Origin of the sequence: Mucilaginibacter sp. (assembly GCF_035492695.1) — a bacterium.
Lineage (GTDB): Bacteria > Bacteroidota > Bacteroidia > Sphingobacteriales > Sphingobacteriaceae > Mucilaginibacter.
Window position 1 is genome coordinate 208,214 of record NZ_DATJJC010000012.1, and the last position, 26,848, is coordinate 235,061.

Sequence of the window (26,848 nt, forward strand, 5' to 3'; positions counted from 1 at the left end):
CGATAACGCTGATCGGTTAAAAAAAGTTGTCCGTACGCCGCATGCCCCATATTTTGATCATCAGGAAACCAAATAGTGCTCCGCCGATGTGGGCAAGGTGGGCCACGTTATCGCCATTGGTTTGCTTAATGGCGTCGTATATTTCATACACCACATAAAACGAAACAAGGTACTTTGCCTTTATAGGAACCGGTATAAAAAATAACAATAGCTCCATATTAGGGTAAAGCAACCCAAATGCAACCAATATCCCAAAAATAGCGCCGGATGCCCCTATTACCGGCGAGTTATAAATATCATACAATTTTTGCGCGGCGGGCATGCCATAGGCCAGGTAGCTTTGATCTGTAATAGGATGAGGGATAGTGATGCCGCCGGTTATGCTGTGTATCTGGATAGCCTGCACCACCATTTGCAGCACAATTGCACCTATGCCACAAATAAAATAAAAGTTGAAAAATTTTTTAGCACCCATGCTGTACTCCAGTATCGGCCCGAACATGAACAAAGCGAACATATTGAAAAATATGTGCCCGATATTGGCATGCATAAACATATAGCTGATGACCTGCCATAGCCTGAATTGGGGACAATCGAAATAATAAACCGCCAGCCATTTGTCCATATCGAAAGTATTACGCAGTACGTAAGTGGCTACAAAGAATATAACATTTATGATCAGCAGGTTTTTAACAACCGGGGTTAAATTGGCGAAGGGTGATTGCCGGTATTGACTCATAGTTTAGCTAAATTATTTTATTTCTCAAATCGTTCGGCCAGTTCGGCCATGGTAAAAGTACTGATAATTGCTTTTCCGTTCAGCGCAATATTAGGCATCTGGCAAGCAAAAAGCTGATCGATCAGCAAATTCATTTCCTCCAATGATAACCTGACGCCAATTTTGGTGGCGGCGTTACGCGCAAGCGACCGCGCAAGGCTATCGCGCTTGTCCAGTTTCAGTATCGAAAGGTTGTTTTTAAACCCTTCCAGCAAATGTTCGAGCAGGGCATGTTCCGATACATCGCCCAGGTCGGCAGGTATGCCCTCCACCACGACGGTATTTTTACCGAATTCCCTGATGTCGAAACCCAGGGCACGTATATCAGGCAAAAGTTCCCGCAGCAACTCAAAATCGCCGCCGTTTAGCGTAACCGATTGCGGGAACAAACTTTGCTGGCTGGTTCCCGAATGGGTGTCCAGCTGCTGTAAAAAACGCTCGTATAGTACACGTTCGTGCGCCGCCTGCTGGTTGATCAGCATAAAGCCCGACTTGATTTGCGAAAGGATATACCTGTTTTGCACCTGGAACAACTGCCGTTCGCTCGGTTTGCTCACTTCCTGCTCCTCAACCGGGATCGTCCTTTCGGTATGAATCTCGTGCTGCTGCGCTGTTTCGCGCTTACTGATCTCGTACAGCGTATCCCAGTTTTGAGGGATGGCAGTCTTGTTATAGTCGCCGGTATTTCTCAGGAATGGGATTTCCCGTTCTGAGCTTTTCTTTTCGGCTGCAAAGGGGTTAAAATCCGGGTTGAAGGATATGGTGGGCTGCACGATCCGGTCGAGCGGCGTAGGCGTTATCAGGTGACCGATACTATTTTCCTGGTCAAAATCCAGCGTAGGCGTAATGTTATATTTTCCGAGCGAACGTTTTACCGCCGACCTGATGATGGCATAGATGGATTTCTCATCCTGGTATTTGATCTCTGTTTTAGTAGGATGTACATTGATGTCGATCTTCGACGGGTCTATCTCGATAAAAAGCACATAAAGGGGGAAGCTTTCGTCGGGCAGCAATTCCTCGAATGCGGCCAGCACCGCATGATTTAAATAAGCATCGCGTATGTAGCGGTTGTTCACGAAAAAGAACTGTTCGCCGCGCGTTTTGCGGGCAAATTCGGGCTTGCCGACATAACCCCGGAGTTTGATGATGGAAGTATCTTCTTCCACCGGTACCAAACGCTGGTTATAGTTATTGCCGAAAAGGTGCACGATACGTTGTTTTAACGCTGTGGCAGGCAAATGGTAAACCTCCTGCCCGTCGTGATGCAGGGTAAAGAATATGCCGGGGTTAGCCAATGCCACCCGCTGAAACTCGTCCACAATGTGCCGCATTTCCACCGGGTTGCTTTTCAAAAAATTACGGCGGGCGGGGGTGTTGTAAAAAAGGTTCCTGACAGATATGGAAGTGCCTGTATTGGCCGAGCAAGGTTGCTGGCTCACAACTTCCGATCCTTCAATATTGATGCAGGTGCCCAGCTCGTCGCCATGACGGCGGGTTTTTAGTTCGACATGTGCTATAGCTGCTATCGACGCCATGGCCTCGCCACGAAAACCCATGGTGCGGATAGCGAACAAATCCTCAGCCTTGCGTATTTTGGAAGTAGCATGTCTTTCAAAGCACATGCGGGCATCGGTGATACTCATGCCGGCGCCGTTGTCTATTACTTGTATCAGCGATTTTCCGGCATCCTTTAGTATCAGTTGTATCTTATCGGCCCCGGCATCTATCGAATTCTCAACCAGCTCTTTCACGGCAGAAGCGGGGCGTTGCACCACTTCTCCCGCTGCTATCTGGTTGGCAACAGAATCTGGTAAAAGCTGGATTATATCTGGCATGTAAATTAATTCCCCCCGTTAAAATGATTGGCCTCTGTGAACTCTGTGTTTCTTCTTTTGTGTCCTTTGTGGTTAAATTGAGAATTGCTTTTTACCACAGGGAACTCAGAGATTTTACACGGAGAACACAGAGAGGTCACTTCTTTATTTTCGGTGCTAAATTAGTTATTTGAGCGCATAACTTTACTTCCTCAAACCCTCAATCATTATATTTGATTTATGGAAGACGAAAACCTAATCGACCCTGATATTAAAAAAATAATCGACATTCTAATTGCCATAGGAAACAAAATTAATTCGGATACAGACGTGGCTTGGACACATTTCGACAATGCAAAGCAACTGCAGGATAACCTTTCGAATGAGATTAAAAAACTTCAATCAGCTAATTATGAAGATTTAGGTCAAATATATTTGTGGTTCTTGCCAACCGGAGCTTTCCAGGAACTGTCAATCTCAAATGGGTGGGGAGAAGAGTACATAGAATGGGCTGAGGCGTTTGACCGGGCATTAGAAAAATTCCGAGCAACATAAAAATTTTCATATCTATCAATCTCCTCAAATCATTTTATCGTGTCTTTTGTTAGTGTTCCGACCCCAATTGCAATTAAGGGTTGTTGTTTCAAGTTAATATTTGGATAATTGTAAATCCACACTTATGAGAAAGCTTTTACCCTTACTCCTGCTTTTTGCTGTAGCCTGTAAGCAACAGGATTTCAATGCCGACCTGCTGGTTAAAAATGCTGTAGTTTATACCGTTGATAGTAATTTCACAATGGCGGATGCCTTTGTAGTTCGTAAGGGCATGATCATAGCTGTAGGGAAAGACGACTCCCTAGAAAAGATATACAAGGCCCATTCCGTTATCGATGCCGAAGGCAAGGCCGTTTATCCCGGTTTTATGGACGATCATTCGCATTTCTACGGCTATGGCATGAGTTTGCAGGAAGTGGACCTGGTAAATACCAAAAGCTGGAGCGAGGTGGCCGATTCGGTGATGATGTTCTCCAAACGTAACCCCGATGGATGGGTGATAGGGCGCGGGTGGGACCAGAACAAATGGTCTGTAAAAAAATTCCCTGACAAAGCTAAGCTCGATTCAATGTTCCCGGTAAGGCCTGTACTGCTTACCCGCATCGACGGGCACGCGGCTATCGCCAACCAGGCTGCTTTAAATTTGGCTGGAGTAAAGCCCGGGCAGACCATAACGGGTGGCGAGATTGAGACCATTAAAGGAAAGCTTACCGGAATTTTGGTAGATAATGCAGTGGGTATAGTAAGCCGGAAAATACCCGAACCGACGGATCAGATCATACAAACGGCTTTGACCGACGCACAGCAAAAGTGTTTTGCCGACGGCTTGACCACGGTTTCGGATTGCGGTTTACCTTACACCATGATCAACACTATTGAAGACCTTCAGCATAAAGGCGTTTTAAAAATGCGCCTGTATGTTATGCTGTCCGACCGCCCCGACAATTACGAATACCTGTTTAAACGCGGTGTGTTCAAAACCCCGCGGCTGGATGTGCGTTCGTTTAAAATGTATGCCGACGGCGCCCTTGGCTCGAGAGGAGCATGTTTATTGCAGCCATATAGTGACAACAAAAAAGATCAGAAGGACTGGAAAGGGTTTTTGTTGAGCAGCCAGAAACATTTTGAAGAGGTAGCGCAGAAAGTGGCCGGTAAGGGTTTCCAGTTGTGTACACACGCAATAGGCGATTCGGCCAACCGTGTGATCCTGAAAATTTATGCCTCTGTACTGAAAGGCAAGAACGACAGGCGCTGGCGCATCGAGCATGCCCAGGTGCTATCGCCGGATGACATTCATTATTTTGGCGATTATAATATCATCCCATCCGTGCAACCCACCCACGCCACTTCGGATATGCGGTGGGCAGGTACGCGGCTTGGGCCGCAGCGGTTAAAAACTGCTTATGCTTATAAACAACTGCTTGAACAAAATGGCTGGCTGCCGCTCGGAACCGACTTTCCGGTTGAGAATATCAGCCCGATATATACCTTTTACGCCGCTGTGGAACGCAAGGACCTGAAGGGGTACCCCCAGGGAGGTTTTCAGCCCGAGAATGCGCTCAGCCGTAAACAGGCATTACAAGGAATGACGATCTGGGCCGCTAAAGCCAACTTTGAGGAAAAAGAAAAAGGCAGCATAGAACCGGGCAAGTATGCCGACTTTGTGATACTTAATAAAGATATTATGAAAGTGAAAGGGGCTGATTTGCCCGGCGTAAAAGTATTGTACACCTATATAAACGGAGAGAAAGTATATGGCAAAAACTAAAGGATGGGCTTATCTTTTTATATTATCTGGTTTTATTTTAGCTCATTCGGCCTGCGCGCAAAACCCTCCGTTCTCTGGCCAGGCTTATGTTAACGAGGAAAAACTTGTAGAAAAAGCCACGTTCCTGTTTAATAACCAGCAGCAGCTTATTCCCCTGTCGGATGTGGGTGAGCTGAAGATCGCTAGCATTCATTTTACCTACCAGTATGCCGCCGCGTTTGACAGCCTGCTAAATAAGTACGCCGGTATCGACGCCTATAACGGTACCGATTATGTCACCATCAAAACACTGGGCGACCTTGATTTCGACACCAAAACTTATAACACGCTTATCGTACAGGTTAACGACGCCGACCTGGATAACCCCGCCATCATTGGTTTTATTAACGACAATCAGCGTATCAAAAATGTGGTTGTTGCCTTTTTTGGCTCAAGGGATAACCTTGCGAAATTCGATAGTGTAAATGCGCCGATCATCTGGTGCCCGCGGCCTTCGCCGGTTGCTGCGTTTTACAGCGCGCAGGCCATATTCGGCGGCGTGCCGGTAACACAAAACCTTATTGCCAATTATTCGGCCAAATACAAACGGAACAGTGGCTTTTTAACCCAAAAGATACGGCTGGGGTACACCGCGCCCGAGGAAGTAGGTATTAAATCTTCTAATCTTGATGAGATAGACAAGATCGCCTACGAGGCTATTCGCAACCAGGCCACGCCGGGCTGCGTGGTATTGGTGGCGAAAGACGGCAAGGTGATCTTTAACAAAGCGTACGGCTATCATACTTATGATAATGTGATGCCCGACAAGCTGAATGATATTTTCGACCTGGCATCGGTAACCAAGGTCTCCGCAACTACAATGGAGGCCATGCGCGTATACGAGGAAGGGCGCCTGAACCTTGATTCGACCATTGGCACCTATATGCCGATAGCGCGTAAAACAAACAAAAGCGACCTGACGATCAAGGAGCTGCTGGAGCACCAGTCGGGCCTGATACCCGATATCCCGACTTACGAGAAATTAAAACCTACTGACGTCAGCCTCGATTCGTCGGCTTTGTTTACTCATAAGGTGGTCGATCATTATTTTTTGCGTAAGGATTATTTCAGGGATGTGATGTTAACAGATATAGTCAATTCGCCGCTGCGTACACGTGGCCAGTACGTGTACAGCGATCTGAGTATGGTGATGATGCAGCAGATACTCGAAACCATTACTTCGACGCCTTTGAATACCTATGTGCAAAAGAATTTTTATGACCCATTGGGAATGCAAACAGCGGGTTTTCTGCCATTAAATCGTTTTCCGCGCACGCGGATAATCCCCACTGAAAACGACCAGGCATTCAGGCACACATTGCTTATCGGTTATGTGCACGATCCTACGGCTGCCCTGCTGGCAGGGGTATCTGGCAACGCTGGTCTGTTTGCTTCGGCTAACGACCTTGCCATATTATACCAGATGTTGTTGAACAAAGGCACCTATGGCGGTGTGCAATACTTTAAGCCATCGACAGTTGAATTGTTCACCGCTAAACAATCGGCTGTAAGTCGCCGCGGTTTGGGTTTCGACAGGCAGGACCCCATAGCCGAAAGGCACTACCCTTCTAAACTGGCATCCGATCAAACCTTTGGGCACACGGGATATACCGGCACCTGTATATGGGTTGACCCTAAGTATAACCTCGTTTACGTATTTCTGTCGAACAGGGTAAATCCTAAAGTGAGTGATAAACTTTCAACCCTGAACATAAGGCCAAGGATACAGGATGCCGTTTACCAGGCCATAGACAAGGGGTTGTAGGATGTCAGATCTATTTTAAAATAGTTCAAGATTTAACTCCGAAATCCAGTCTCCGAAATCCGACCTCCTTAATATCTTTACACAGCTTTAACACTATTGTCTTTTTTTGCTGTTAAACTTGCAGCAGTGAAACTACCACTTGCACTATGACCTGAGTTAACGGGGCCGCAACTGGTAGTTTCATTACTATAGCAAGTCACATTGATGAAAATCGGAATAGTTTGTTATCCCACTTTTGGCGGCAGCGGCGTTGTAGCTACTGAGCTTGGCAAGGCTTTGGCCGACCATGGGCACCAGGTTCATTTTGTGACCTATAATCAGCCTGCGAGGCTCGATTTTTTTTCGGAGAACCTTTTTTACCACGAGGTAGCAGTTTCCAAATACCCTTTATTTGAATACCCGCCTTATGAACTGGCCCTTGCAAGTCGGCTGGTGGATGTGGTGCGGTTTGAAAAACTGGATATTTTACACGTGCATTACGCCATACCCCATGCATCGGCAGCATTTATGGCGAAGCAGATACTGATGACCTATGGCATTTATATCCCGGTGGTTACTACGCTGCACGGTACCGACATAACCCTGGTTGGTAAGGACAGGACCTATAGCCCGGTGGTTACTTTTTCCATCAATAAATCCGACGGAGTTACCGCTGTTTCTGAACATTTGAGAAGAGATACCTTCGAGTTTTTCGAGATAGAGAACGAGATCCGGGTGATCCCCAACTTTATCGATCTTACCCGTTTCAGCCTTAAGGCAAAGGATCACTTCAAAAAAGCCATAGCGCCGTCAGGCGAAAAGATACTCATCCACACTTCCAACTTCCGCAAGGTAAAGCGCACAACGGATGTCATCCGGATATTTGCCAAGGTGACTGAAAAGATACCTGCCAAACTATTGATGGTAGGCGATGGCGGCGAACGATCGGAATGCGAGCAGCTGGCCCGCGATTTGGGTGTGAACGATAATGTGCGTTTCCTGGGCAAACAGGATGCCATTGAGGAGATACTTTCCGTGGCCGACCTGTTCCTGATGCCGTCGCAGTCCGAAAGCTTCGGTTTGGCGGCGCTGGAGGCCATGGCCTGTAAGGTGCCCGTGGTAAGTTCGAATGCAGGTGGTTTACCCGAGTTAAACGTCGATGGCGTCACCGGCTTCCTGAAAGAGATAGGCGATATCGACGGCATGGCTGAAAGTGCGGTCTATATTTTAGAAGACGAGGAACGTCTTGAAACCTTCAAGGAAAATGCCCTGGCCCGCGCCAAAGAATTCGACCTGTCCATTATCCTGCCGGTATATGAGAACTACTATGCCGAGGTGATAGAGAAAAGCCGCACACACGTGCTTTAAGGTGAAAGGGAACAGGTAATATTTCCGTGGTGGCTTTGATCCATGAACCATCAACCATAAACCCACCGATACACTAAGTGTTCACGCCACCGCCGCTTGCCGGACATTGCAATCGTTTAATTGTCTCATTATCAGCTGCTCTAAAAATTACAAAGTGCAAAAAGTGCCCCATTTTTGCACTTTTCGTGAACACCGGTTTTAAGGATTTCGGGCGACGTCTTGTAGGCTTTTTGTTGGCAACGACCGAAATTGCTTTCAACTCGTGTCATTTAAAACATCCGGTACCGAAGTTTCAGGTATATGCTGCGTAAAAGCCCGACCTTCTCGGATGCGTAACCAAGTTTACCTGCCAGTTTTCCTGTACAGGCGGATATCATTTGCCGGTCGGCATGGGTTAACAGGCCTGCTTGCGTATGCCCGGTGGTTTTAAGGATAATACCGGCTTGTGTCGGTTTGCTGAACGAACTATTTGCCAGCGATGGCCTGCCTGCAACCGATGGCCTGTTCAAAACAGCTAATGCCGGGATACCGAGGAAAGCGGCCAGTTGTTTGGTAATAGTTTGCGATTGGTTGCATACGTCTTCGTACCGTAATAGTAAAAACCCGGGCGTGTTCTGCTGTAGTGCCGCTATACGAAACGAGTTTTTGAGAAAGAGTAGTGCATTGCGCAAGCGTACCGATGGCTCCATTTTCATGCGCGATGTTAAGGTTGCTACAGGCTCCCTCACCACGTGGATGATCTTTGCGCCTGGCATTTCCTGCCTTATACGGTTAATGAAGCGCTCGTTTGTAGGCGTTTTATCAACCCATGCCCTGGCGGTTAGATTGCCCGTACAGGAGGCATAAGCCAGCACGATAGCCATGTGCGGCCATTGCGTACCCGGTATGTGATCTATCGCCCGCCACCAGGCCATTACGTAGCGCGCAAAATTTATGTAGGGCGATGCCTTGTCGCCGCTGCGGCCAAGCAGCCAATACGGCGGCTGGTTTATCGGGTTAGCCAGCCTTCGCAGCCATTCTTTACCTAAAAACGCTGTCCACTCATGCTCAGGAAGCGCCAGCAGTTTGTCTTCAAGGTTGGTATAGTAAGTACCTTCAGAGGGAAGAACTACCAGGTCGGGGTGCCCGTCCAGCATGTCTTTCAAAAGCGTTGTCCCGCTGCGGTGGACACCACAGATAAAGACAGGCGCCTGCGCAAGTCGTACGCCCTGGTCAATCTGCTCATCACTTAATGGCATAGGCCCCAATTGTTCTGCAGCGGCCCATACAATTTCCGACCACGCCCTGGCGGTGGTAATCAAACCAGCAGGCAGCCCGCCCTCCAGCCGCGTAGCGGGGAGCAAATTATTGAGCAGCTGTTCTGCGTTAATTATTTTCGAAAACATTGACCGTACCGGGCGAGTGTGTTTCGCTTACTAACTAACAATACAGGCTTATTTTTGAAAAGGTTGTTTTGATGGATAAATTGTAGTGCGCAGCCGGATATTTCAAGATGCTAAATAACGAACAAGCCGCACTGGAGTTACTGTATTGGCAGGTTTGTATAATAGCTGTTATAATCCCGATGGGTTCCCGATATTATTATAGGTTAGGTTAAGCCATTCTCTCTAAAAAAAAGTAAAAAGTCCCTCTCCTTTGGAGAGGGATTTAGGGTGAGGCAATATTCACCCTCGCAGGTATTGCTACCTACAAGCAAAATGTATAGTCTGTTATTGGAGACAATCCCAACAACGGCACATATATAGCTTTGGTCTTTCTGCTTTAAGCTTTCCGCCTATTCCGCTGCCGTAAACTTCAAACAAACCGGGTTGCCCAGCTGGATGCCGCTGCCGGTAGTAGTTAATGTGCCTGTGCCCGGGTTTATCCTGAACACGACAATGTTGTTGCCGTCCTGGTTAGCTACGATCAGATATTTGCCGGTCGGGTCGATGGTAAAATCCCGGGGGTTTTGACCGTACGTGGTATGGCGCTCCATAAAGGTTAATTGCCCGTTCGCAGGATTTACCGAATAAACCAGTATCGAGCTGGCATCCAGGCGGTCGGTAGCATACAGGAAATGCCCGTCAGGCGTCATGTGGATGGCGGCAGCCCCGTTGGTGCCTTTGGCTTTCGGGTCTTTCATACTTACAGTTTGCAGTTCTTTCACTTTGCCGCCGCTGTAAGCATAAACGTTAATAGCGCTGCCCATTTCCTGCAGCAGGTACAGGTATTTATGATCGGGAGAAAAGGTTATGTGCCGTGGCCCGTTGCCCGGTTTTACGCTTACGGTATTCTCTAAAGTAAGCGGCTGCGGTTTCGACGAACGGTAGCGCATGATATTTAGCTTATCGGTACCCAGGTCGGTATAAAGCAGATACTTTTCATCGGGTGATAAGTAAGCCGTGTGCACATGCGGACCTTCCTGGCGTGATGCATCGGGGCCCTTGCCCTGGTCCTGGATCACTTGCGATGGGGCCTGTAACGAACCATCCTTACTAATGGGCAGTACCGCCAGGCTTCCGCTGGAATAGTTGGCCACAAAAACATTTTTGCGGTCCTCATCCACCGAAATATAGCATGGATCGGCGCCGGCCGATGATTGCCTGTTCAGAAATTTCATGGTGCCCACATGCGGATCGAAAGTAAATGCGCTAACACCGCCGTTCTTTCCATCCTCGTTCACAGCGTAAATAAACTTGTTATCCTTTGAAACACACAGGTATGATGGATTGCTCACATTGTCTACCTGGCTCAGGTAGGCCAACTTGCCGGTTTCGGTATAAAACCGGTAAACATAGATGCCTTTGCTGGTCCCCTTGGTATAAGTACCTATTACCAGGTCGTAAGTAGCAGGGGTCTTGTCCTTTTGCGCATAGGTAAGCACCGGGAACAGCAGGGAAATGATGAGCAGGAATTTTTTCATTTTTCAGGAATGGTTAGTTTCCAAAGCTAAAATTTTATAGCGAAAAGCAGAAAGACTAAAGCCGAAAGCTTTTATTTATCATTTCCAATTAATTGAAGCCTTTAAATTCCCTCCATTTTGCCTGCAAAGGCGAGGATGGTCGAGCGCAGCAATGACAGGGCGGGTTAAAATAAGCGGGAACTATCGGCGCTGTTAATCCTGTAACTGCGGGTTTCAGGCCGGTGCCGATAACAAAAAAAGGCGAAAAGTTCAACCTTTCGCCTTTATCCTCAGAAAGGCTTTAGTCTTTCTGCTTTAAAAACCTTTCGCCTTTAACCTTTTTCCTTTCACCTAAATCAAACCAAGTGCTTCAGTTGTATCAATTCTGCTTCGTCCAGATAACGCCAGCGCCCGCGGGGCAGGTCTTTCTTGGTTAGGTTGGCGTAAACTGTACGGTCAAGCCTTACTACCTCGTATCCCAGGTGCTCAAAAATACGGCGCACAATACGGTTTTTACCGCTGTGTATTTGTATTCCGATCTCCTTTTTGGTACCACCCTGCACGTAGGAAACCATATCCGGTTTTATTAGCCCGTCTTCCAGCTCCAATCCGAAGGCAATCTTGTTCAAATCGCCCTGGGTAAGGCTTTTGCTCAGTTCAACCTGGTATATTTTGGTTACGTTATTTTTTGGGTGCGACAGCTTGTCGGCCAGGTCGCCATCGTTGGTCATTAACAGCAAACCAGTAGTATTGCGGTCGAGCCTGCCGATAGGATAAATGCGCTCCCTGCTGGCTTTTTCAACCAATTGCATCACGGTACGGCGTTCCTGCGGATCGTCGGTGGTAGTGATATAATCCTTAGGCTTATTCAGTAACACGTAAACCATTTTCTCCCTCTTCAATGTTTCGCCATTATAGCGTATCACATCTTTCAGCGGGTCAACCTTATGGCCAAGTTCCGATACCACTTCACCATTTACCGATACTACACCGGCAGCTATCAGTTCATCAGCCTTACGGCGCGAACAGATACCGGCATTGGATATATAACGGTTCAGCCTGATAAGGCCCGAATCGTCGCTCCCCGGTTTTTTGCGGCTGCGCATTACCCTGTCCTCGGGGCTGCGTTCGCTTCTTACCGGTTTATTGTTATAAGATGAATTTTCTGAATTGCGGAAGGGTTTGCCCTTAAAGTCACTGTCGCGTTTTTTGAAACCGCCACTGACTGCGCCGCGGCTGCCGCCCCGATAGCTATCTGCGTTCTTATCGCTGCGTTCGCTGCCTTTATAACCTGTTGATCTTCTTTCACCGGCCGGCTTATCATCAAAACTACGTTTTGGACGGTCTTCCGAAGATGGCCTGCCTGAGTAAGGGGTACTTCTTGGTTTATATTCTCTTTTTTCTCCCGCAGCGTCGCCACCATAGCTTCTCTTCGGACGGTCATCCGAAGATGGCCTGCCTGAATAAGGGGCACTTCTTGGTTTATAATCTTTCTTTTCTCCTGCTGAGTCGCTGCCATAGTTCCTTTTTGGACGATCATCCGAAGATGGCCGGCCCGAATAAGGTGTATTCCGTGGTTTAAAGGTTTTCTTCTCCCCGTCACCGTCAAACGTCCTTTTTGAACGGTTATCGGGATTGGTTCTGTCCGAATAGCTTTTTCTTTCACCCGGTGCATCAGCCCCGTAGCTTTTTTTAGGGCGGTCATCCGATCCGGCACGGCCGCTGTACGACTTACCTGAAGCGAATGATTTTTTACGGCCACCGGCCGCTTCGTCGCCATAATGATTTCGTTTGAGTTTGCTACCTGTGTTCTCAGGACCGGATTTAGCAGTCCTGGAGTTAGTAGTTTTTTTCGCCTTATCGTCACCTGTGAGGGATCTTTTAGGTGCTCTGGCGGACCTGTCATCACGACTGTTCGCTGGTCTTTTAAATACCATAATTTTTGCTTTGCGCTATCTCTAAGAGAGGGTCAAAGGTACAAAATGTGGAAAGATTTTACAACTTTTTTATTCGGTTCAAAAACGGCGTTTAACATACTTTAAACATTGATTTTAAATAAATTCCAGGCACCCTAAAACAATCGGCCGGTTATAAGTGTTTGATAGTCTGACTTATATACCCTACATTTGCATCACATTTATCTCTTATATTTAATTAATGACGAAAAAAGAAATGACAAAAAAACACTTAATTACGTGCTCCGTGTTGGGTGTGTTGGCGTTCATTTCCGGGCTGTTTATCTGCGGTAAAACCGACACCAAAAAGGTGGCCAGGCACAAGGCAGAATACAGATTTATTTACGCCAAAAATGACTTTAGTAATGATTTTAACTTCGCTGATGAGGCGATACCTTTAAACGACAAACGGATAAACCAAAAGCTGCGCAAATCACTTGTGCGCACCAGCTACAGTCATATCCAGTCGAATGTTTTACAGGAAGAAGCGATAAAATTGTTCCCGATCATCGAGCCTATCTTAAAGGCCAATGGTATTCCTGAAGATTTTAAGTATATGCCGCTGGTTGAGGCCGGGCTTAAGTCGGGTGTTTCAAAACGCGGCGCCGCGGGTTGGTGGCAGTTTATGCCGGGTACGGCACGTACCTACGGGTTAAAAGTTGGCCACGGCAGGGACGAGCGGTACCATATCCGCAAATCGACCATTGCTGCCTGTAAATACCTGAATGAACTTCACGCTGAGTTTAATAGCTGGACACTTGCCGCTGCCGCCTATAATATAGGCGAGATAAAAATGGCCAGGGCCATAAAAGCACAAAGTGAAGATAATTATTTCCGTATGCACTTTAACGCCGAGACCGGGAGCTACCTTTACCGTATAATTGCGATGAAGGCAGTGATAGAACGGCCCCAAAAATACGGCTACAAAAAATATTACAACCTTGATAATCTGCAGCCTGCAGACTTAATGGCATTCAATTAATTGCCCTTAGTTCACGGAGCACTGGAAGGCCGCTTTTACCCAATGGTAAAGCGGCCTTTTTTTTGTATCTTTGCACCCTTAAATAACGGGTCGGCAGCAGGGGGCAATTCGCCTGAATCTTAAACTTTTACCGGTCATTAAAGGTTATTTAAAAATTGACATTTATATTAACAAAATACTAACTAATTTAGCAATCGCGATTGGCGTATGCTGATTAAGCTAAATTTATTCTTGAGCTGGGTTTTTCAATTCAGTAAATCAATAATTCAATAAATCTATAAATGATTACAAAACCTGTTGACCTGGGCGAGCAAAGCGAAGTTGAAGTGTACGGTGCCCGGGTGCATAATTTAAAAAACATCGACGTTTCCTTTCCGCGCAACCAATTGGTTGTGGTAACGGGGTTAAGCGGGAGCGGCAAATCCTCGCTGGCATTTGATACCATTTACGCCGAGGGCCAGCGACGGTACATGGAAACCTTCTCGGCCTATTCGCGCCAGTTTATGGGCGGTATGGAGCGGCCCGATGTGGATAAGGTGTCGGGCCTTAGCCCGGTTATCGCTATCGAGCAAAAAACCACCAGCAAAAACCCGCGTTCAACGGTCGGCACCATTACCGAAATATACGATTTTATGCGCCTTCTCTTTGCGCGCGCCGGCGAGGCTTATTCTTATGTTACGGGAGAGAAGATGGAGCGGATGTCGGAAGACCAGATCCTGAAAACCATCACCACAAAATTCGAAGATCAGCCGGTAAATATCCTGGCGCCTGTGGTAAAAGGCCGCAAGGGGCATTACCGCGAATTATTTGAACAGATACGCAAGCAAGGCTTCCTGAAGGTTTGGGTGGACGGTGAGATCGTCGACGTGATACCTAAAATGCAGCTCGACCGCTATAAGATACACGATATTGATATTGTTGTGGACAGGCTGCTTGTCAGCGAAAAGGACAGCAAACGTTTACATACCTCCATCCAATCGGCGCTAAAAACCGCCAAGGGCATTATCAGGATAGCAGATAAGGATAATAATGTATTCTATTATAGCAAATACCTGATGGACCCGGTTTCGGGGATTTCCTACGACGAACCGCAGCCTAATACTTTCTCGTTCAACTCACCCTATGGCGCCTGCGAAAAATGCGACGGGCTGGGCTATATTTTTGAGGTTGACGAAGCCTCGGTGATACCAAACCCGAAGTTAAGCATTCTGAATGGCGGCCTTGCCCCCCTGGGCGAATACCGCGAGACCTGGATATTCCAGGTATTGAAGTCGCTCGCAAAAAAATATGAGTTTTCCTTATCTACCCCTATTGATAAACTTCCGCGCGAAGTATTGGATATTATCCTGAACGGTACGCCCGATATGGTTACTGTGGCGGTGGAATACAATAAGTGGAACGTGCAAAACTACCAGATCACCTTCGATGGCATCATACGGATGCTGGAAGAGCAGCAGGAACGCCGTAACGACGAGGGTATGGAGGACATGGAAAACTATCGTGTGCTCAGGACGTGCCCGGTATGCGACGGCGCGCGGTTAAAAAAAGAGTCGCTCCATTTTAAGATCGACCATAAAAACATTTTCGAACTGGCTTGTATGGATATCCGCGAACTTCAGGAATGGTTCACCAACCTGGAGGACCGGCTGAATGAACGCCAGAATGTAATAGGCAGGGAGATATTGAAAGAGATAAGGGCGCGTATCATTTTCCTGTTGGATGTTGGCCTAAGCTATCTTACGCTCGACCGTACCGCGCGTACACTTTCGGGCGGCGAGGCGCAGCGCATCAGGCTTGCTACGCAGATAGGCTCGCAACTGATGAACGTAATGTACATACTGGATGAGCCGAGCATCGGCCTTCACCAGCGTGATAATGAACGGCTGATCCATGCGCTGAAAAACCTGCGCGACCTGGGTAATACCGTACTGGTGGTGGAACACGACAAGGACATGATACTGGAAGCCGACCATGTGATAGACATGGGCCCGGCGGCCGGCATGCATGGCGGAGAAATAGTAGCGCAAGGCACCCCTGCCGAATTAATGAGCAAGCATACACTCACCACGTCGTACCTTAACGGCGAAAAGAGTATTGCAATACCAACCAAAAGGCGCGAAGGAAACGGGAAGGTGTTATCGCTAAAAAAAGCAACCGGGCACAACCTTAAAAAGGTCTCGGTTGATTTCCCGTTAGGTAAGCTGATAGGCATTACCGGGGTATCGGGCAGCGGCAAATCGAGTTTGATAACGGAGACGTTATACCCTATACTAAACCACCACTTTTTCAGGGCCAAAAAACACCCGCTGCCTTACGAGGCGATTGAAGGACTGGATAATATCGATAAGGTGATCGAGATCGATCAAACGCCTATCGGGCGTACGCCGCGGTCGAACCCGGCTACTTATACCGGTGTTTTCTCTGATATCCGTAACCTGTATTTCCAACTGCCCGAATCAAAGATCAGGGGATATAAGCCGGGGCGATTCTCGTTCAACGTAAAAGGCGGCCGTTGCGAAACTTGCCAGGGCGGCGGTATGAAGGTGATCGAAATGAACTTTTTGCCCGATGTACAGGTGCCGTGCGAGGAATGCGGGGGCAGGCGTTACAACCGCGAAACGCTGGAAGTACGTTACCGGGGCAAATCCATCAGCGATGTGCTGGACATGAGCATTGAAACAGCCTGTGATTTTTTCGAGCATATCCCATCCATTCATCGCAAAATAAGGACATTATTTGATGTTGGCTTGGGCTATATTACACTCGGCCAGGCATCTACCACCCTCTCCGGCGGGGAGGCACAGCGTGTAAAGCTGGCCACCGAGCTTTCCAAAAAAGATACCGGCAATACCTTTTATATCCTGGATGAACCGACTACAGGGTTGCATTTTGAGGACATCAACGTACTACTCGGCGTACTTCAGCAACTGGTGGACAAAGGCAACACCGTATTGGTTATCGAGCACAACTTGGATGTGATCAAAGTGGTCGACCATGTGATAGATCTTGGTCCCGAGGGTGGCTCGGGCGGCGGAAAAATACTTTTCAGCGGCACTCCCGAAGGGCTATGCAAAGTAAAAGACAGTTTTACCGGTAAGTTTTTGAAGAAGGAGATGGGGGTAAAGTAATTATGTACAAAATCTTGTACAATTAGTTTAATTGGTTAACTTTATAAAAATTTATTGAGTAATGATCACCACCTATACCGACTTCAGGCAAAAATTGAGAACTTATCTGGATAAAGTAAGAGATAACCATACACCTCTTTTCGTTACCAGCGCTAACGGGGAAGATGTTGTTGTACTTTCAAAGTCTGATTATGAAAGTATGGAGGAGACCTTCTATTTGCTTAAAAGTCCTGCCAATGCTATTCGCCTGTTAAAAGGAATAGAGGATTATGAAAAAGGTTTTGGCCAGGAAAGGAAGCTTATTGAGGAATGAAAATAGTTTTTCTTGATTCCGGTTGGGAAGACTATTTGTACTGGCAGGGTTCTGATAAATCTGTATTAAAGAAGATTAACGTTTTAATCAAAGAGATTGAGAGAACCCCATTTGAAGGCAGTGGCAAGCCCGAACCTTTACGTCACAATTTAGCAGGATGGTGGTCGAGACGGATAAACCTGGAGCATCGACTAGTTTACAAGGTTGAGGATCATTCAATAGTCATCCTGCAATGCCGATATCATTATTGATGATTTAATAATTTAATAATCACGACCGCATGAAGCGCCTGGAGGCATTTATTGTTATTAGCGTGCTTATCCTTGCTATCGGTCTATCGGCTTTTATAGCTAACAGGCAGCAGGATGACCGTTTTGTCAGTTATATCGTCGACCCAAAAAAGCAGGATCTGAAACTATACTGGCAAAATAATAAGAGTGAAAATTTCGGGAGTATTGGCAATCTTCGGACTTGGCTTGAGACGCACAAAAGAAGACTTATTTTTGCCATGAATGGCGGAATGTATAAGCCAGATGGTTCGCCCCAGGGGCTGTTTATAGAAAACGGGAAAGTTTTATCTCCATTAGACACTTCAGCCGGCGGCGGAAATTTCTACCTGAAGCCCAACGGCGTTTTTTATTTAACAACTAATAATGTTCCCGGTATTTGCCTTACCGAAAAATTCCCTGTTAGCAGTAAGATAAAATATGCGACGCAATCGGGCCCAATGCTCATCGTCGACGGGCAGATGCATCCTGCATTTAAACAAGGCTCTCAAAACTTGAATATAAGGAACGGCGTAGGACTTTTGACTGACGGCCGGGTGGTGTTTGCTATGTCGAAACAAGCCGTCAACTTTTTCGACTTCGCCAGCTACTTTAAAAGCCTCGGCTGCAAAAATGCCCTGTATTTTGATGGTCTGGTTTCCCGTACTTATTTGCCTGAAAAGAGTTGGACGCAGACCGATGGGAACTTCGGCGTAATCGTTGGCGTAACTATAAGTTCAGATTAATCTCCGGCGAATAAGGTTCTTCTCAAAACAATCCCCATAATTCTTAACTTTAAGAATTATGTTACCACTACTCCTTGCCTCCCAAATCCGCGAAGCGGATGCGTATACTATAGCGCATGAGCCTATTGCTTCTATTGATCTGATGGAACGTGCTTCCAAAGCTTTTGTGGGCTGGTTTGTTAACCATTTTCCCGATAGAAATAAAAGTATTGCAATTTATTGCGGCACCGGGAATAATGGTGGCGACGGCGTCGCCATCGCGCGTATGCTCTACGATCACGGTTACGAGGCTTTATCTGTTAAAATAGCCCGTTTCTCTTCCCGGTCGACCGACGAGTTTGATAAGAATCTTGCCCGGTTAAAACGACTGGATATTCCATTAACCGAAATAGAAAACGGCGACGATCTGCCCGAAGAAAACAGCGGCATTATCATCGATGCTTTGCTCGGGACCGGGTTAAATAAGCCCCTCGAAGGAGATTATGAAAAGCTGGTTAAATATTTAAATAGCATTGAATGTACGATGGTAGCCGTTGATATCCCCACCGGTTTCTTTGCCGATGGGGAAATTAACCCTAATGCCACGATCCTGAAGGCCGGCCTGCTTATCACCTTTCAGCAGCCTAAGATCAACTTTCTGCTGCCCGAATCCAGCCCTTACGTAGGATGCCTCGAAGTAGTTAACATTGGCCTTAATGAAAAATTCATCCGCTCTTTAAACTCTCCATACCAGTTGGTGGAAGAGAAAGATATCCGCGCTAAACTAAAACAACGTCACCGGTTCAGCAACAAGGGTACTTACGGGCATGCACTGATAATAGCAGGTCAGCCTGAGACGATGGGGGCCGCGCTATTAAGTTCCTCCGCTTGTGCCTGCGCCGGGGCAGGGCTTACAACGGCTTGTATTCCGGAAAGCGGGTTGACCGCTTTAAACAGTCATCAGCCTGAAGTTATGGCAATCGTTCGGAAAGGGAACACTTTGCCCGATATCGACTGGACAAAATTTACTGCTATAGCTATAGGTCCGGGACTGGGAAAAGACGCGAATGCATTAAAGTTATTTACGGCGGTGCTTAAAAATTTTAATAATCTTATGGTTATCGACGCTGATGCGATCAATATGCTGGCATCAAATCAGGGTCTGTGGGAGTACGTTCCTAAAGGCTCAGTACTTACGCCGCACGTTAAAGAGTTTGACCGCCTGTTTGGCGAACATAAAAATTGGTGGCAGCGTATGCAAACAGCTAAACAAAAAGCAAAGGAACACGGCGTGTACATCGTGCTAAAAAATGATTATACCATAACCATTACGCCTGATGAAAAATTTTATTTCAACTCAACCAGCAATGCGGCGATGGCAACCGGCGGTATGGGCGACGTACTGACCGGAATAATGGGCGCTTTATTAGCTCAAAAGTATACACCGGAGGATGCATGTATCATCGGTAACTATATACATGGCAAAGCAGGCGACGAACTGGCTTTGCCAAACCGAATGTATGTGGTGTTACCTGGCCGGCTCATGACCCAATTACCGGTCACCATGGCTAAGTTAATGGCATAAAAAAAGCGGCCGTAGTATTATCCGGCCGCATTTTTAATTAATATATTAACTGATCTTATAAAGAACGAAATACTCTTATTTGTAGGTTTATTTACAAGACGTTGGTATTGAGTATTTGTTACACTATGGCACCTTACGCCTCGGTTTTTTAACAAAAATTAACAATTGAGCGACATATTGTGTGCCAAACTCACCTTTGGTAACAAAAAAGTCCCGGAACTGTTTGCGCCGGGACCTTTATATTAAAATATTTCTTTCTGTTAAAATTTACCGATCACAACCATTTGATCCATGGTTGGCGCAACGCTGCCGCCGCGTTTTTCAAGCGTTACCGCAAATGCATCGGCCGATGCGATGGACTGCATTTGTTTCATATCCTTTGAAGTGGTATCTGCATCGAAAACGCCAAGGCTTACCGGCGTCTTGCCAACCAGTGCCCATAACTGGTATTGGTGAGCCTGGTCGTTTGCTGGCATTTTAGCATCCGACATATCTATCCACACCTTCTTTTTAGCCGGGCTCCAGGCAACGGTAAGGCCCGAATTAGGCGATTTGGTTGTGCCGCCCATTCTTATCACTTTATAGGAGCGATCGCGCAGTACGCCTATTTCGTCATCTTTAAAGCTTACAGTATTGGCAAACTTTTGATTTTGACTTTGCAAAGATGCCACCAGGTTATTTGATTCCTGTAGCCTGCTGTAAACCGATATCAGTGCAATAACGCTTGCTACCAGCAAGGCCAGGCAGGCAGCAAATGCATATTTATAAAAATCAGATGTTTTGGGCCGCTCTAAAGGAACCACCTTAGCATCCTGAACTTTTTCTTTCGATACAAAATTCCGGTCGTCGCCCAGGTTTACTACCAGGCTGTTCAGTATACGGTCGCGCAAATTTTCCGCAGGGTCAACTTCATTTGCCTTTGCATATAATTCAAGCGACTTTTCTATCTCCTCCAATTCAGCTTTTACCGCAGGGTGTTTCGCAGCCATAGCCTCCACTTCGAGTTTTTCCTCGTGTGAGACATCGCCCAAAACATAAAGTTCCAGTATCCCCGATTCGATATATGCCTTAATATCTTCCACTATCAATTAAAATGTTTCCTCAACTGCACTATTGCCATCCTCAAACGTGTTTTTATGGTACCCAAGGGCACACCGAGTTCGTCGGCAGCTTCAACATGGGTATAACCTTTAAAATATACCAGGTCAAGGATCGATTTCTGCTCGGGTTTAAGTTTGTCTACCAGCTCCTTAATGCCTAATAGTTCCGGCTTGTAAACGGTGTTCCTCTGCTCGTCGATAAAAGTTACGTTATTTTCGAGTTCCTGGTTTTTGTTCTGGTTCTTGAAATCCTTGGATCTGATTTTATCAATGGCCAAATTTCGTGCAATATTCACCATCCAGGTAAATAGCCGCCCTTTGTCAGAGCTATAAGTAGTAAACGAATTCCATATCTTAACAAAGGTATCCTGTAAAACATCCTCTGCTGTTGCCGTATCGATGACAATTCGCGAAATTACACCATACAACGACGAGGAATACATATCATACAACGCCTCAACCGCTATTTTTTCGCGATTACGCAAGGCGCGTATAAGTTCCTCCTCTGAAAGGGATATTTTAAGTTTTCTGGCCAATCCGTCGTGAATATAGGAAGCTTTGGTTATAATTCAAACAGATGTTTTTCTGCATGATAGGACGAACGAACTAACGGGCCGCTTTCCACGTACCTGAAACCCATATCAAGGCCCAATTGTTTGTATTTATTAAATTGATCGGGATGTATCCAGTCAATTACCGGGTGGTGACTCCGCGTCGGCTGCAAATACTGCCCTAGGGTAAGGATGTGCACGCCTGCTTGCAGCAAGTCGTTCATAGCTTCTAAAACATCTTCCTCCGTTTCGCCCAGGCCAAGCATAATGCCTGATTTGGTGCGAAGCCCGGCTTGCGACACATGCCTTAAGCATTCGAGGCTGCGGTCGTATTTGGCCTGTATCCTTACTTCTTTTGTCAGTCGGCGAACGGTTTCGAGATTATGCGACACAACTTCGGGCCTGGTTTCTAAAACTCGCTCCAGGTTATCCCAAATGCCCCTGAAATCAGGAAGCAGGGTCTCAAGGGTAGTTTCAGGGCTTTCCCTGCGGATGGCATTGATCGTTTCGGCCCAGATAATGGAGCCGCCGTCTTTCAGGTCGTCGCGGTCAACCGATGTGATCACACAATGTTTTACCCTCATCAGTTTTACCGAGTTGGCTACACGGTTTGGCTCATCCGTGTCAACTGCCAGGGGCCGGCCGGTGGCAACTGCGCAGAAAGAGCATGAACGCGTACAAATATTGCCCAGTATCATAAATGTAGCGGTGCCTGCACCCCAACATTCGCCCATATTAGGGCAATTGCCGCTTTCGCAAATGGTATGCAACTTATGCGTATCTACCAGGCTGCGTACCTCGGCATATTCCTTCCCGACAGGAAGTTTTACCCGTAACCAATCAGGTTTGCGCTGGGTTTGATTTACGGGCACTACCGGTAATTCGATCATGATGCAAAGTTAAGTAAAAACCGTATATAAGTTGAAAGGTTGTGATAGCCTTAAAAGGGGTAGAGCCTGAAACGTGGCAATACTTTAACAGTTTTAATTTAGTACCGAAATAGCCTCCTCGATGGATATACCGCCATGTGATTGGTCGAGTATGCATTCGCCGTCTTTAATAACCAATAATTGGGGCGATTCGTGATGCACATGGAAATCGTGCACTATTTGATTAGAGATGTCCCTGTGCCGTATCAGGTCGAGGAAATAGATATGGAGTCCTTCGGGTAAATGTTCCTCGTCCATTTCAACCCTTCTTTTTGCCATCAGGCTGGTGGCACAACGGATGCTGTGTTTGAAAATGATGCTATAGCCCTGTTGCTGTTTTATCTCTTTCACCTGCTCAGCAGACTCCAACGGTATCCAATTCATAAAAATATTGATAAACTAATCCGCAAAAATAAGCAGCGAAAGACAAATTAGTTTTACTGAAAGGTAAAAATGACTATCGGCTGTTTTTTGGATATGATCCGTAGGCCGGGCAAAGTTTGTTTGAACATGAGGCTATGCTGCCTGCTATCAAAACTAAAAGGGCTATGTAAATTATCTTTTTCATCGTTCAAATTACTTTCCGGTTAAACGTATATCAGCCGTTCAATGTTTCAGCCAGGCTTGCCATTTTTATAGCGGTTATTGCCGCCTCATCGCCTTTGTTGCCATGCTTGCCACCTGCGCGGTCAATTGCCTGTTGCTGATTGTCGGTGGTTAATACCCCAAATATAACAGGTTTTGAATATTTTATGGCAACATTGCTTATGCCGTTGGCTACTGCGCTGCAAATAAAATCAAAATGCCGGGTTTCGCCCTGTATCACACAGCCAAGGCATATTACCGCATCAAGATGCAGATTTTTTAATAAAATGTCCGCGCCCGATGTCAGCTCAAAACTTCCCGGTACCGAATAATTAAAGATATTATCAGGCAATGCACCATTATTTACCAGGCTTTGGTAAGCGCCCTGGTACAGCGCATGGGTTATTTCAGCGTTCCATTCGGCTACTACAATGCCAAAACGGTATCGCTCGGCAGACGGAACGTCGGTGTGCGAAAAATCAGAAAGGTTTTTAAGTTGTGTGGCCATTATTTATCGGTCCGAAGTTAATAAAAAAACAAACGGCCTCATGATGAATGAGGCCGTCTGATAATATCAACATGATATTTTTTATAGTTGAGCGTCAACCCTTGCAATATAAGCGTCGATGTTTTGCGCCTCATTGCTTTCAGGATAATCGCTTTTTACTTTTTTGTAGGTATCGGATGCGTCTTTGTATTGTTTTTCGGCCTCGTAAACCAATCCAAGTTTTTTAAGGTAAAAAGGCGACAGGAACTTATTGCTGGCCTTATCTGCCGCTTTTTTAAAGTAGGTCTCCGCCTTGTCGTAATCCTTCAGTTCAACATAAGCGTCACCGGTACCGCCCAATGCTTCGGCTGCCACCATGCTGTCGCTGCCGCGGTAGTTGGTCAGGTTGTCTATCGCTTTACGGAACTCGCCCTTATTCAAATAAGCAATACCCAGGTAGTAATAAGCCAGGTTTGCAGCTTTGGTATTGCTATAATCAGCAATGATCTTTTCGAAACCCGGATAGCCGGCATCGCCTTTTATTGCTTTATCCCATTCTTTTTTGGCCCAAAAATCCTGCGCCACATACATTTGTTTGTTGGCTGTCACCTCGCGCGGGGCAAGGTATAATTTCTGGTATCCCAGGTACAGCAGTATCATCAGGACGATAGCACCCGCTATAAAAACTAAACTTTTTTGGTTGTCGCGTACAAATTTGCCCGATTGCCCAAAATCATTGTTTTTAACCGGAGCTTTGCTGTTCGCTTGCGTTTTCGACATTTCTATTCTAAATTAAAGGTTGCAAAAATACGGTTTTCAAGTTTGTTAGCAATAGGCGGATCGAAATATTTGGTTATTAGTGATTGGTTAGCTTGTGATTAGTGATTAGTTGGTGTTATTTGGTCGACTCGGTAACCGGTGATTTGTGATTAATTAACCTGTAATTGGTAGTTATTGACTTGCAATCGGGTAATTGCACCAGTTAACCAATCACTAATTAACAAGTTAACTAATCACCAATCAACTAACCACAAATCACTACCTTTGCAACTAATGTACCTCCTGCAATTATCTGTCATCAATTTTAAGAATTATGCCGAAGCCGAACTTGCTTTTAGCGCAGGCGTAAACGCATTTACAGGTGATAATGGTGCCGGAAAAACAAACCTGCTGGACGCCATACACTACCTCTCGCTTTGCAAAAGTTATTTCAACCCGATAGATACCCAGCAGATAAAACAGGGTGCCGACTTTTTCATTATCAACGGTGTTTTTGATAAGAATGAAGAACCGAGTACCATATCATGCGGCGTAAAGCGTAACCAGAAAAAGCAATTCAAACGCAACAAAAAAGAATACAACCGACTGGCCGACCATATCGGGCTGTTCCCGCTGGTGATGATATCGCCCTATGATATAAGTATCATTATTGAGGGCAGCGAGGAGCGCCGCAAGTTTATCGATAATGTAATATCACAAACCGATAACCGCTACCTGGACGAATTAATAGCCTATAATAAGGTACTTGTGAACCGCAATGCGCTGCTTAAACGCATTGCCGATACCGGCCGCTATGATCCCGACCTGCTGGCTGTTTTTGACGAACAGCTGATAACATCAGGCAACCAGATATTCGAAAAACGTAAAGCTTTTATGGAAAGCTTTACGGAAATTTTTAATGAACACTATCGTTTTTTGAGCGAACAAGCCGAGCAGGTCGACCTGGTTTATGAATCCCAATTGTTACAGGACGATTTTGCCTCGCTGTTAAAAAAGAATACGGAAAAGGACCGCGCGCTGGAACGGACCACCACCGGCATCCACCGCGACGAACTGCAGTTTGCCATACACGGCATGCCGATGAAAAAGTTTGGATCGCAAGGACAGCAGAAGTCTTTCCTAATCGCCTTAAAGTTGGCGCAATACAGCTTCCTTTATAAGCAGAAGGGCTTTAAACCCTTGTTGCTGCTTGATGATATTTTTGATAAATTGGACGATAAGCGCGTGACCAAACTGATGCAGATGGTATCGAACCATGACTTTGGCCAGGTTTTTTTAACCGATACCAGCGCCGCAAAAGTGGAAGGGATATTTAATAAGATAGGGGTAGATATCCGCATGTTTGATATAAAGGGAGGCGAAGTAAATGCGTAAAGCCAACGATAAGACCCTGAAAGAGGCCATAGAGCAGATGCTGCAAGTTTACAAGATAAAACGGCGATACGACGAAACGGGCATTATATCTGCCTGGCCCGAACTGGTGGGTAAGTCGGTAGCAAACCGTACAAAGGAAATATTCATTAGCGATAAAAAGCTTTTCCTGCGCATCGAATCGTCTGTAATAAAAAATGAACTGCTGATGATGCGTTCGCAGATAATCGAAAAGATAAATAAAGATGCTAACGCGTTGCTGATCGAAGAAGTTATCTTCCTCTAGACCAGCGGGACCTTGCTACAGACTTTTTCCTGAAATCATCACTGATAATAGAATAGCCCAGGATCATAAATCCGGGAGTGATGAATAACAGTTGCACTTCAGGCGGGTGATGAATGAAGAACAGTGAATTAATGAATATTATGGCTGCAATCAATACAGCGTATATAAGGCTTTTGATGAGTAATTTCATAAAATTTTGTTTTAAGGTATCACAAACCAATACAAAAAGCCTGCCAACGCCTATATATCCATAAGTTGCAGGCTTACAACAACCTAAAGGTATCAACTTAAATCAGGAAAAACAAGGGGGACGGGGAAAATATTTCCGGAAAGCGGAAGCAAATTACCGCTTTCCGGAATATAGCATTTAGAACTTTTCGAAAGCCGAAAAGTAGAAATTACCTTCAATTTGAGCGTTTTCGTCCGAATCTGAACCATGCACCGCGTTCGCATCAATTGACTTGGCAAACAGGTTGCGGATAGTTCCGGGTTCGGCTTTAGCCGGGTCGGTAGCGCCTATCAGTTTCCTGAAATCTTCAACCGCATTGTCTTTTTCCAGTATAGCCGCTACTATCGGGCCTGATGACATGAAAGTCACAAGATCGTTGTAGAACGGGCGCGCGCTGTGCACAGCGTAAAACTGCCCTGCTTTCTCGGGTGTCAGCCAAAGATATTTCATCGCGGTGATCTTAAAGCCGCCTTTTATAATGTGGTCTAAAATAGCGCCGATGTGTCCGTTAGCGACAGCATCGGGCTTTATCATGGTGAATGTTTTATTGGTTTCCATCGTCTCTTTTAAATTGCCGCAAAAGTAGCGTTTTAATGTTAATAAATAAACCCTTTTTGTAAACCTTA

General features: G+C 46.1%; 24 protein-coding genes. 12 read left to right on the top strand and 12 right to left on the bottom strand.

Translation table 11 applies throughout. The annotated features are described in order from the left end of the window. Positions 1-16: 16 nt before the first annotated feature. Together VL525_RS07690 and mutL are read right to left on the bottom strand one after the other, a co-directional pair. Positions 17-739 carry a rhomboid family intramembrane serine protease gene (locus VL525_RS07690; protein WP_325385061.1) on the bottom strand — a complete coding sequence of 241 codons (723 nt, stop codon included), beginning with the start codon at positions 737-739 and terminating at the stop codon, positions 17-19. 17 nt (positions 740-756) lie between these two features. Continuing rightward, entirely contained in the window at positions 757-2,616 is a 1,860-nt protein-coding gene (gene mutL / locus VL525_RS07695) for a DNA mismatch repair endonuclease MutL (protein ID WP_325385063.1), read from the bottom strand. A gap of 219 nt (positions 2,617-2,835) precedes the next feature. On the opposite strand from mutL, the gene VL525_RS07700 reads away from it, so the two are divergent. The 4 genes from VL525_RS07700 (at position 2,836) to bshA (ending at position 8,069) form a co-directional block, all read left to right on the top strand. Then, positions 2,836-3,150 (top strand): hypothetical protein, encoded by a 315-nt coding sequence (locus tag VL525_RS07700; protein ID WP_325385066.1) that lies wholly within the window; start codon positions 2,836-2,838, stop codon positions 3,148-3,150. Positions 3,151-3,274: 124 nt separating this feature from the next. Further along, positions 3,275-4,918 (top strand): amidohydrolase, encoded by a 1,644-nt coding sequence (locus VL525_RS07705; RefSeq protein ID WP_325385068.1) that lies wholly within the window; start codon positions 3,275-3,277, stop codon positions 4,916-4,918. After that, the gene (locus tag VL525_RS07710) at positions 4,905-6,722 is read left to right on the top strand and encodes a serine hydrolase domain-containing protein (protein WP_325385070.1); all 1,818 of its coding nucleotides are present in this window, start codon (positions 4,905-4,907) and stop codon (positions 6,720-6,722) included. The genes VL525_RS07705 and VL525_RS07710 overlap by 14 nt, the downstream gene beginning before the upstream one ends. Before the next feature lie 204 nt (positions 6,723-6,926). Beyond that, positions 6,927-8,069, top strand: a complete 1,143-nt coding sequence (gene bshA, locus VL525_RS07715) for an N-acetyl-alpha-D-glucosaminyl L-malate synthase BshA (RefSeq protein WP_325385072.1) — start codon at positions 6,927-6,929, stop codon at positions 8,067-8,069. Between the two features lie 269 nt (positions 8,070-8,338). On the opposite strand, the gene VL525_RS07720 is transcribed toward bshA, so the two are convergent. From VL525_RS07720 to VL525_RS07730, 3 genes are all read right to left on the bottom strand, one after another. Further along, positions 8,339-9,454: a sulfotransferase gene (locus VL525_RS07720; RefSeq protein ID WP_325385074.1), complete on the bottom strand. Its 1,116-nt coding sequence runs from the start codon at positions 9,452-9,454 to the stop codon at positions 8,339-8,341. Between the two features lie 389 nt (positions 9,455-9,843). After that, a complete protein-coding gene (locus tag VL525_RS07725; RefSeq protein ID WP_325385076.1) occupies positions 9,844-10,971 on the bottom strand; it encodes a lactonase family protein in 1,128 nt (375 codons plus the stop codon). A gap of 335 nt (positions 10,972-11,306) precedes the next feature. Beyond that, on the bottom strand, positions 11,307-12,887 hold the full coding sequence (locus VL525_RS07730; protein WP_325385078.1) for a pseudouridine synthase: 1,581 nt from the start codon (positions 12,885-12,887) through the stop codon (positions 11,307-11,309). A gap of 220 nt (positions 12,888-13,107) precedes the next feature. Between VL525_RS07730 and VL525_RS07735 the strand changes: the two genes are divergently transcribed. From VL525_RS07735 to VL525_RS07760, 6 genes are all read left to right on the top strand, one after another. Beyond that, positions 13,108-13,887, top strand: coding sequence for a lytic transglycosylase domain-containing protein (locus tag VL525_RS07735; RefSeq protein WP_325385080.1), 780 nt, complete (start codon positions 13,108-13,110; stop codon positions 13,885-13,887). A gap of 281 nt (positions 13,888-14,168) precedes the next feature. Then, positions 14,169-17,015, top strand: a complete 2,847-nt coding sequence (gene uvrA, locus VL525_RS07740; protein ID WP_325385083.1) for an excinuclease ABC subunit UvrA — start codon at positions 14,169-14,171, stop codon at positions 17,013-17,015. A 61-nt stretch (positions 17,016-17,076) separates the two neighbouring features. Further along, on the top strand, positions 17,077-17,328 hold the full coding sequence (locus tag VL525_RS07745; RefSeq protein ID WP_325385085.1) for a type II toxin-antitoxin system prevent-host-death family antitoxin: 252 nt from the start codon (positions 17,077-17,079) through the stop codon (positions 17,326-17,328). Then, complete coding sequence (locus tag VL525_RS07750; protein ID WP_325385087.1) at positions 17,325-17,579, top strand: Txe/YoeB family addiction module toxin; 255 nt, start codon at positions 17,325-17,327, stop codon at positions 17,577-17,579. Before VL525_RS07745 ends, VL525_RS07750 begins: the two co-directional genes overlap by 4 nt. 29 nt (positions 17,580-17,608) lie before the next feature. Then, complete coding sequence (locus VL525_RS07755; RefSeq protein ID WP_325385089.1) at positions 17,609-18,340, top strand: phosphodiester glycosidase family protein; 732 nt, start codon at positions 17,609-17,611, stop codon at positions 18,338-18,340. 58 nt (positions 18,341-18,398) lie between these two features. Beyond that, positions 18,399-19,904: an NAD(P)H-hydrate dehydratase gene (locus VL525_RS07760; protein WP_325385091.1), complete on the top strand. Its 1,506-nt coding sequence runs from the start codon at positions 18,399-18,401 to the stop codon at positions 19,902-19,904. A 260-nt stretch (positions 19,905-20,164) separates the two neighbouring features. On the opposite strand, the gene VL525_RS07765 is transcribed toward VL525_RS07760, so the two are convergent. The 6 genes from VL525_RS07765 to VL525_RS07790 all read right to left on the bottom strand — a co-directional run bounded on the left by VL525_RS07765 (position 20,165) and on the right by VL525_RS07790 (position 24,336). After that, entirely contained in the window at positions 20,165-20,986 is an 822-nt protein-coding gene (locus VL525_RS07765; protein WP_325385093.1) for an anti-sigma factor, read from the bottom strand. A gap of 2 nt (positions 20,987-20,988) precedes the next feature. Next, entirely contained in the window at positions 20,989-21,540 is a 552-nt protein-coding gene (locus VL525_RS07770) for an RNA polymerase sigma factor (RefSeq protein ID WP_325385095.1), read from the bottom strand. Positions 21,541-21,566: 26 nt separating this feature from the next. Further along, positions 21,567-22,445: a lipoyl synthase gene (gene lipA / locus VL525_RS07775; RefSeq protein ID WP_325385097.1), complete on the bottom strand. Its 879-nt coding sequence runs from the start codon at positions 22,443-22,445 to the stop codon at positions 21,567-21,569. Between the two features lie 93 nt (positions 22,446-22,538). Continuing rightward, complete coding sequence (gene ytxJ, locus VL525_RS07780; RefSeq protein ID WP_325385099.1) at positions 22,539-22,868, bottom strand: bacillithiol system redox-active protein YtxJ; 330 nt, start codon at positions 22,866-22,868, stop codon at positions 22,539-22,541. A gap of 214 nt (positions 22,869-23,082) precedes the next feature. Next, on the bottom strand, positions 23,083-23,577 hold the full coding sequence (ribH, locus tag VL525_RS07785) for a 6,7-dimethyl-8-ribityllumazine synthase (protein ID WP_325385101.1): 495 nt from the start codon (positions 23,575-23,577) through the stop codon (positions 23,083-23,085). An 81-nt stretch (positions 23,578-23,658) separates the two neighbouring features. Next, positions 23,659-24,336, bottom strand: coding sequence for a tetratricopeptide repeat protein (locus VL525_RS07790; RefSeq protein WP_325385103.1), 678 nt, complete (start codon positions 24,334-24,336; stop codon positions 23,659-23,661). Positions 24,337-24,609: 273 nt separating this feature from the next. Between VL525_RS07790 and recF the strand changes: the two genes are divergently transcribed. Both recF and VL525_RS07800 read left to right on the top strand, forming a co-directional pair. Beyond that, a complete protein-coding gene (gene recF / locus VL525_RS07795; protein ID WP_325385105.1) occupies positions 24,610-25,710 on the top strand; it encodes a DNA replication/repair protein RecF in 1,101 nt (366 codons plus the stop codon). Continuing rightward, positions 25,703-25,993 (top strand): DUF721 domain-containing protein, encoded by a 291-nt coding sequence (locus VL525_RS07800; protein WP_325385107.1) that lies wholly within the window; start codon positions 25,703-25,705, stop codon positions 25,991-25,993. The genes recF and VL525_RS07800 overlap by 8 nt, the downstream gene beginning before the upstream one ends. A gap of 367 nt (positions 25,994-26,360) precedes the next feature. Here VL525_RS07800 and VL525_RS07805 read toward each other — a convergent pair whose 3' ends face one another. Beyond that, positions 26,361-26,780, bottom strand: a complete 420-nt coding sequence (locus VL525_RS07805) for a nucleoside-diphosphate kinase (protein WP_325385109.1) — start codon at positions 26,778-26,780, stop codon at positions 26,361-26,363. Positions 26,781-26,848 lie beyond the last annotated feature (68 nt).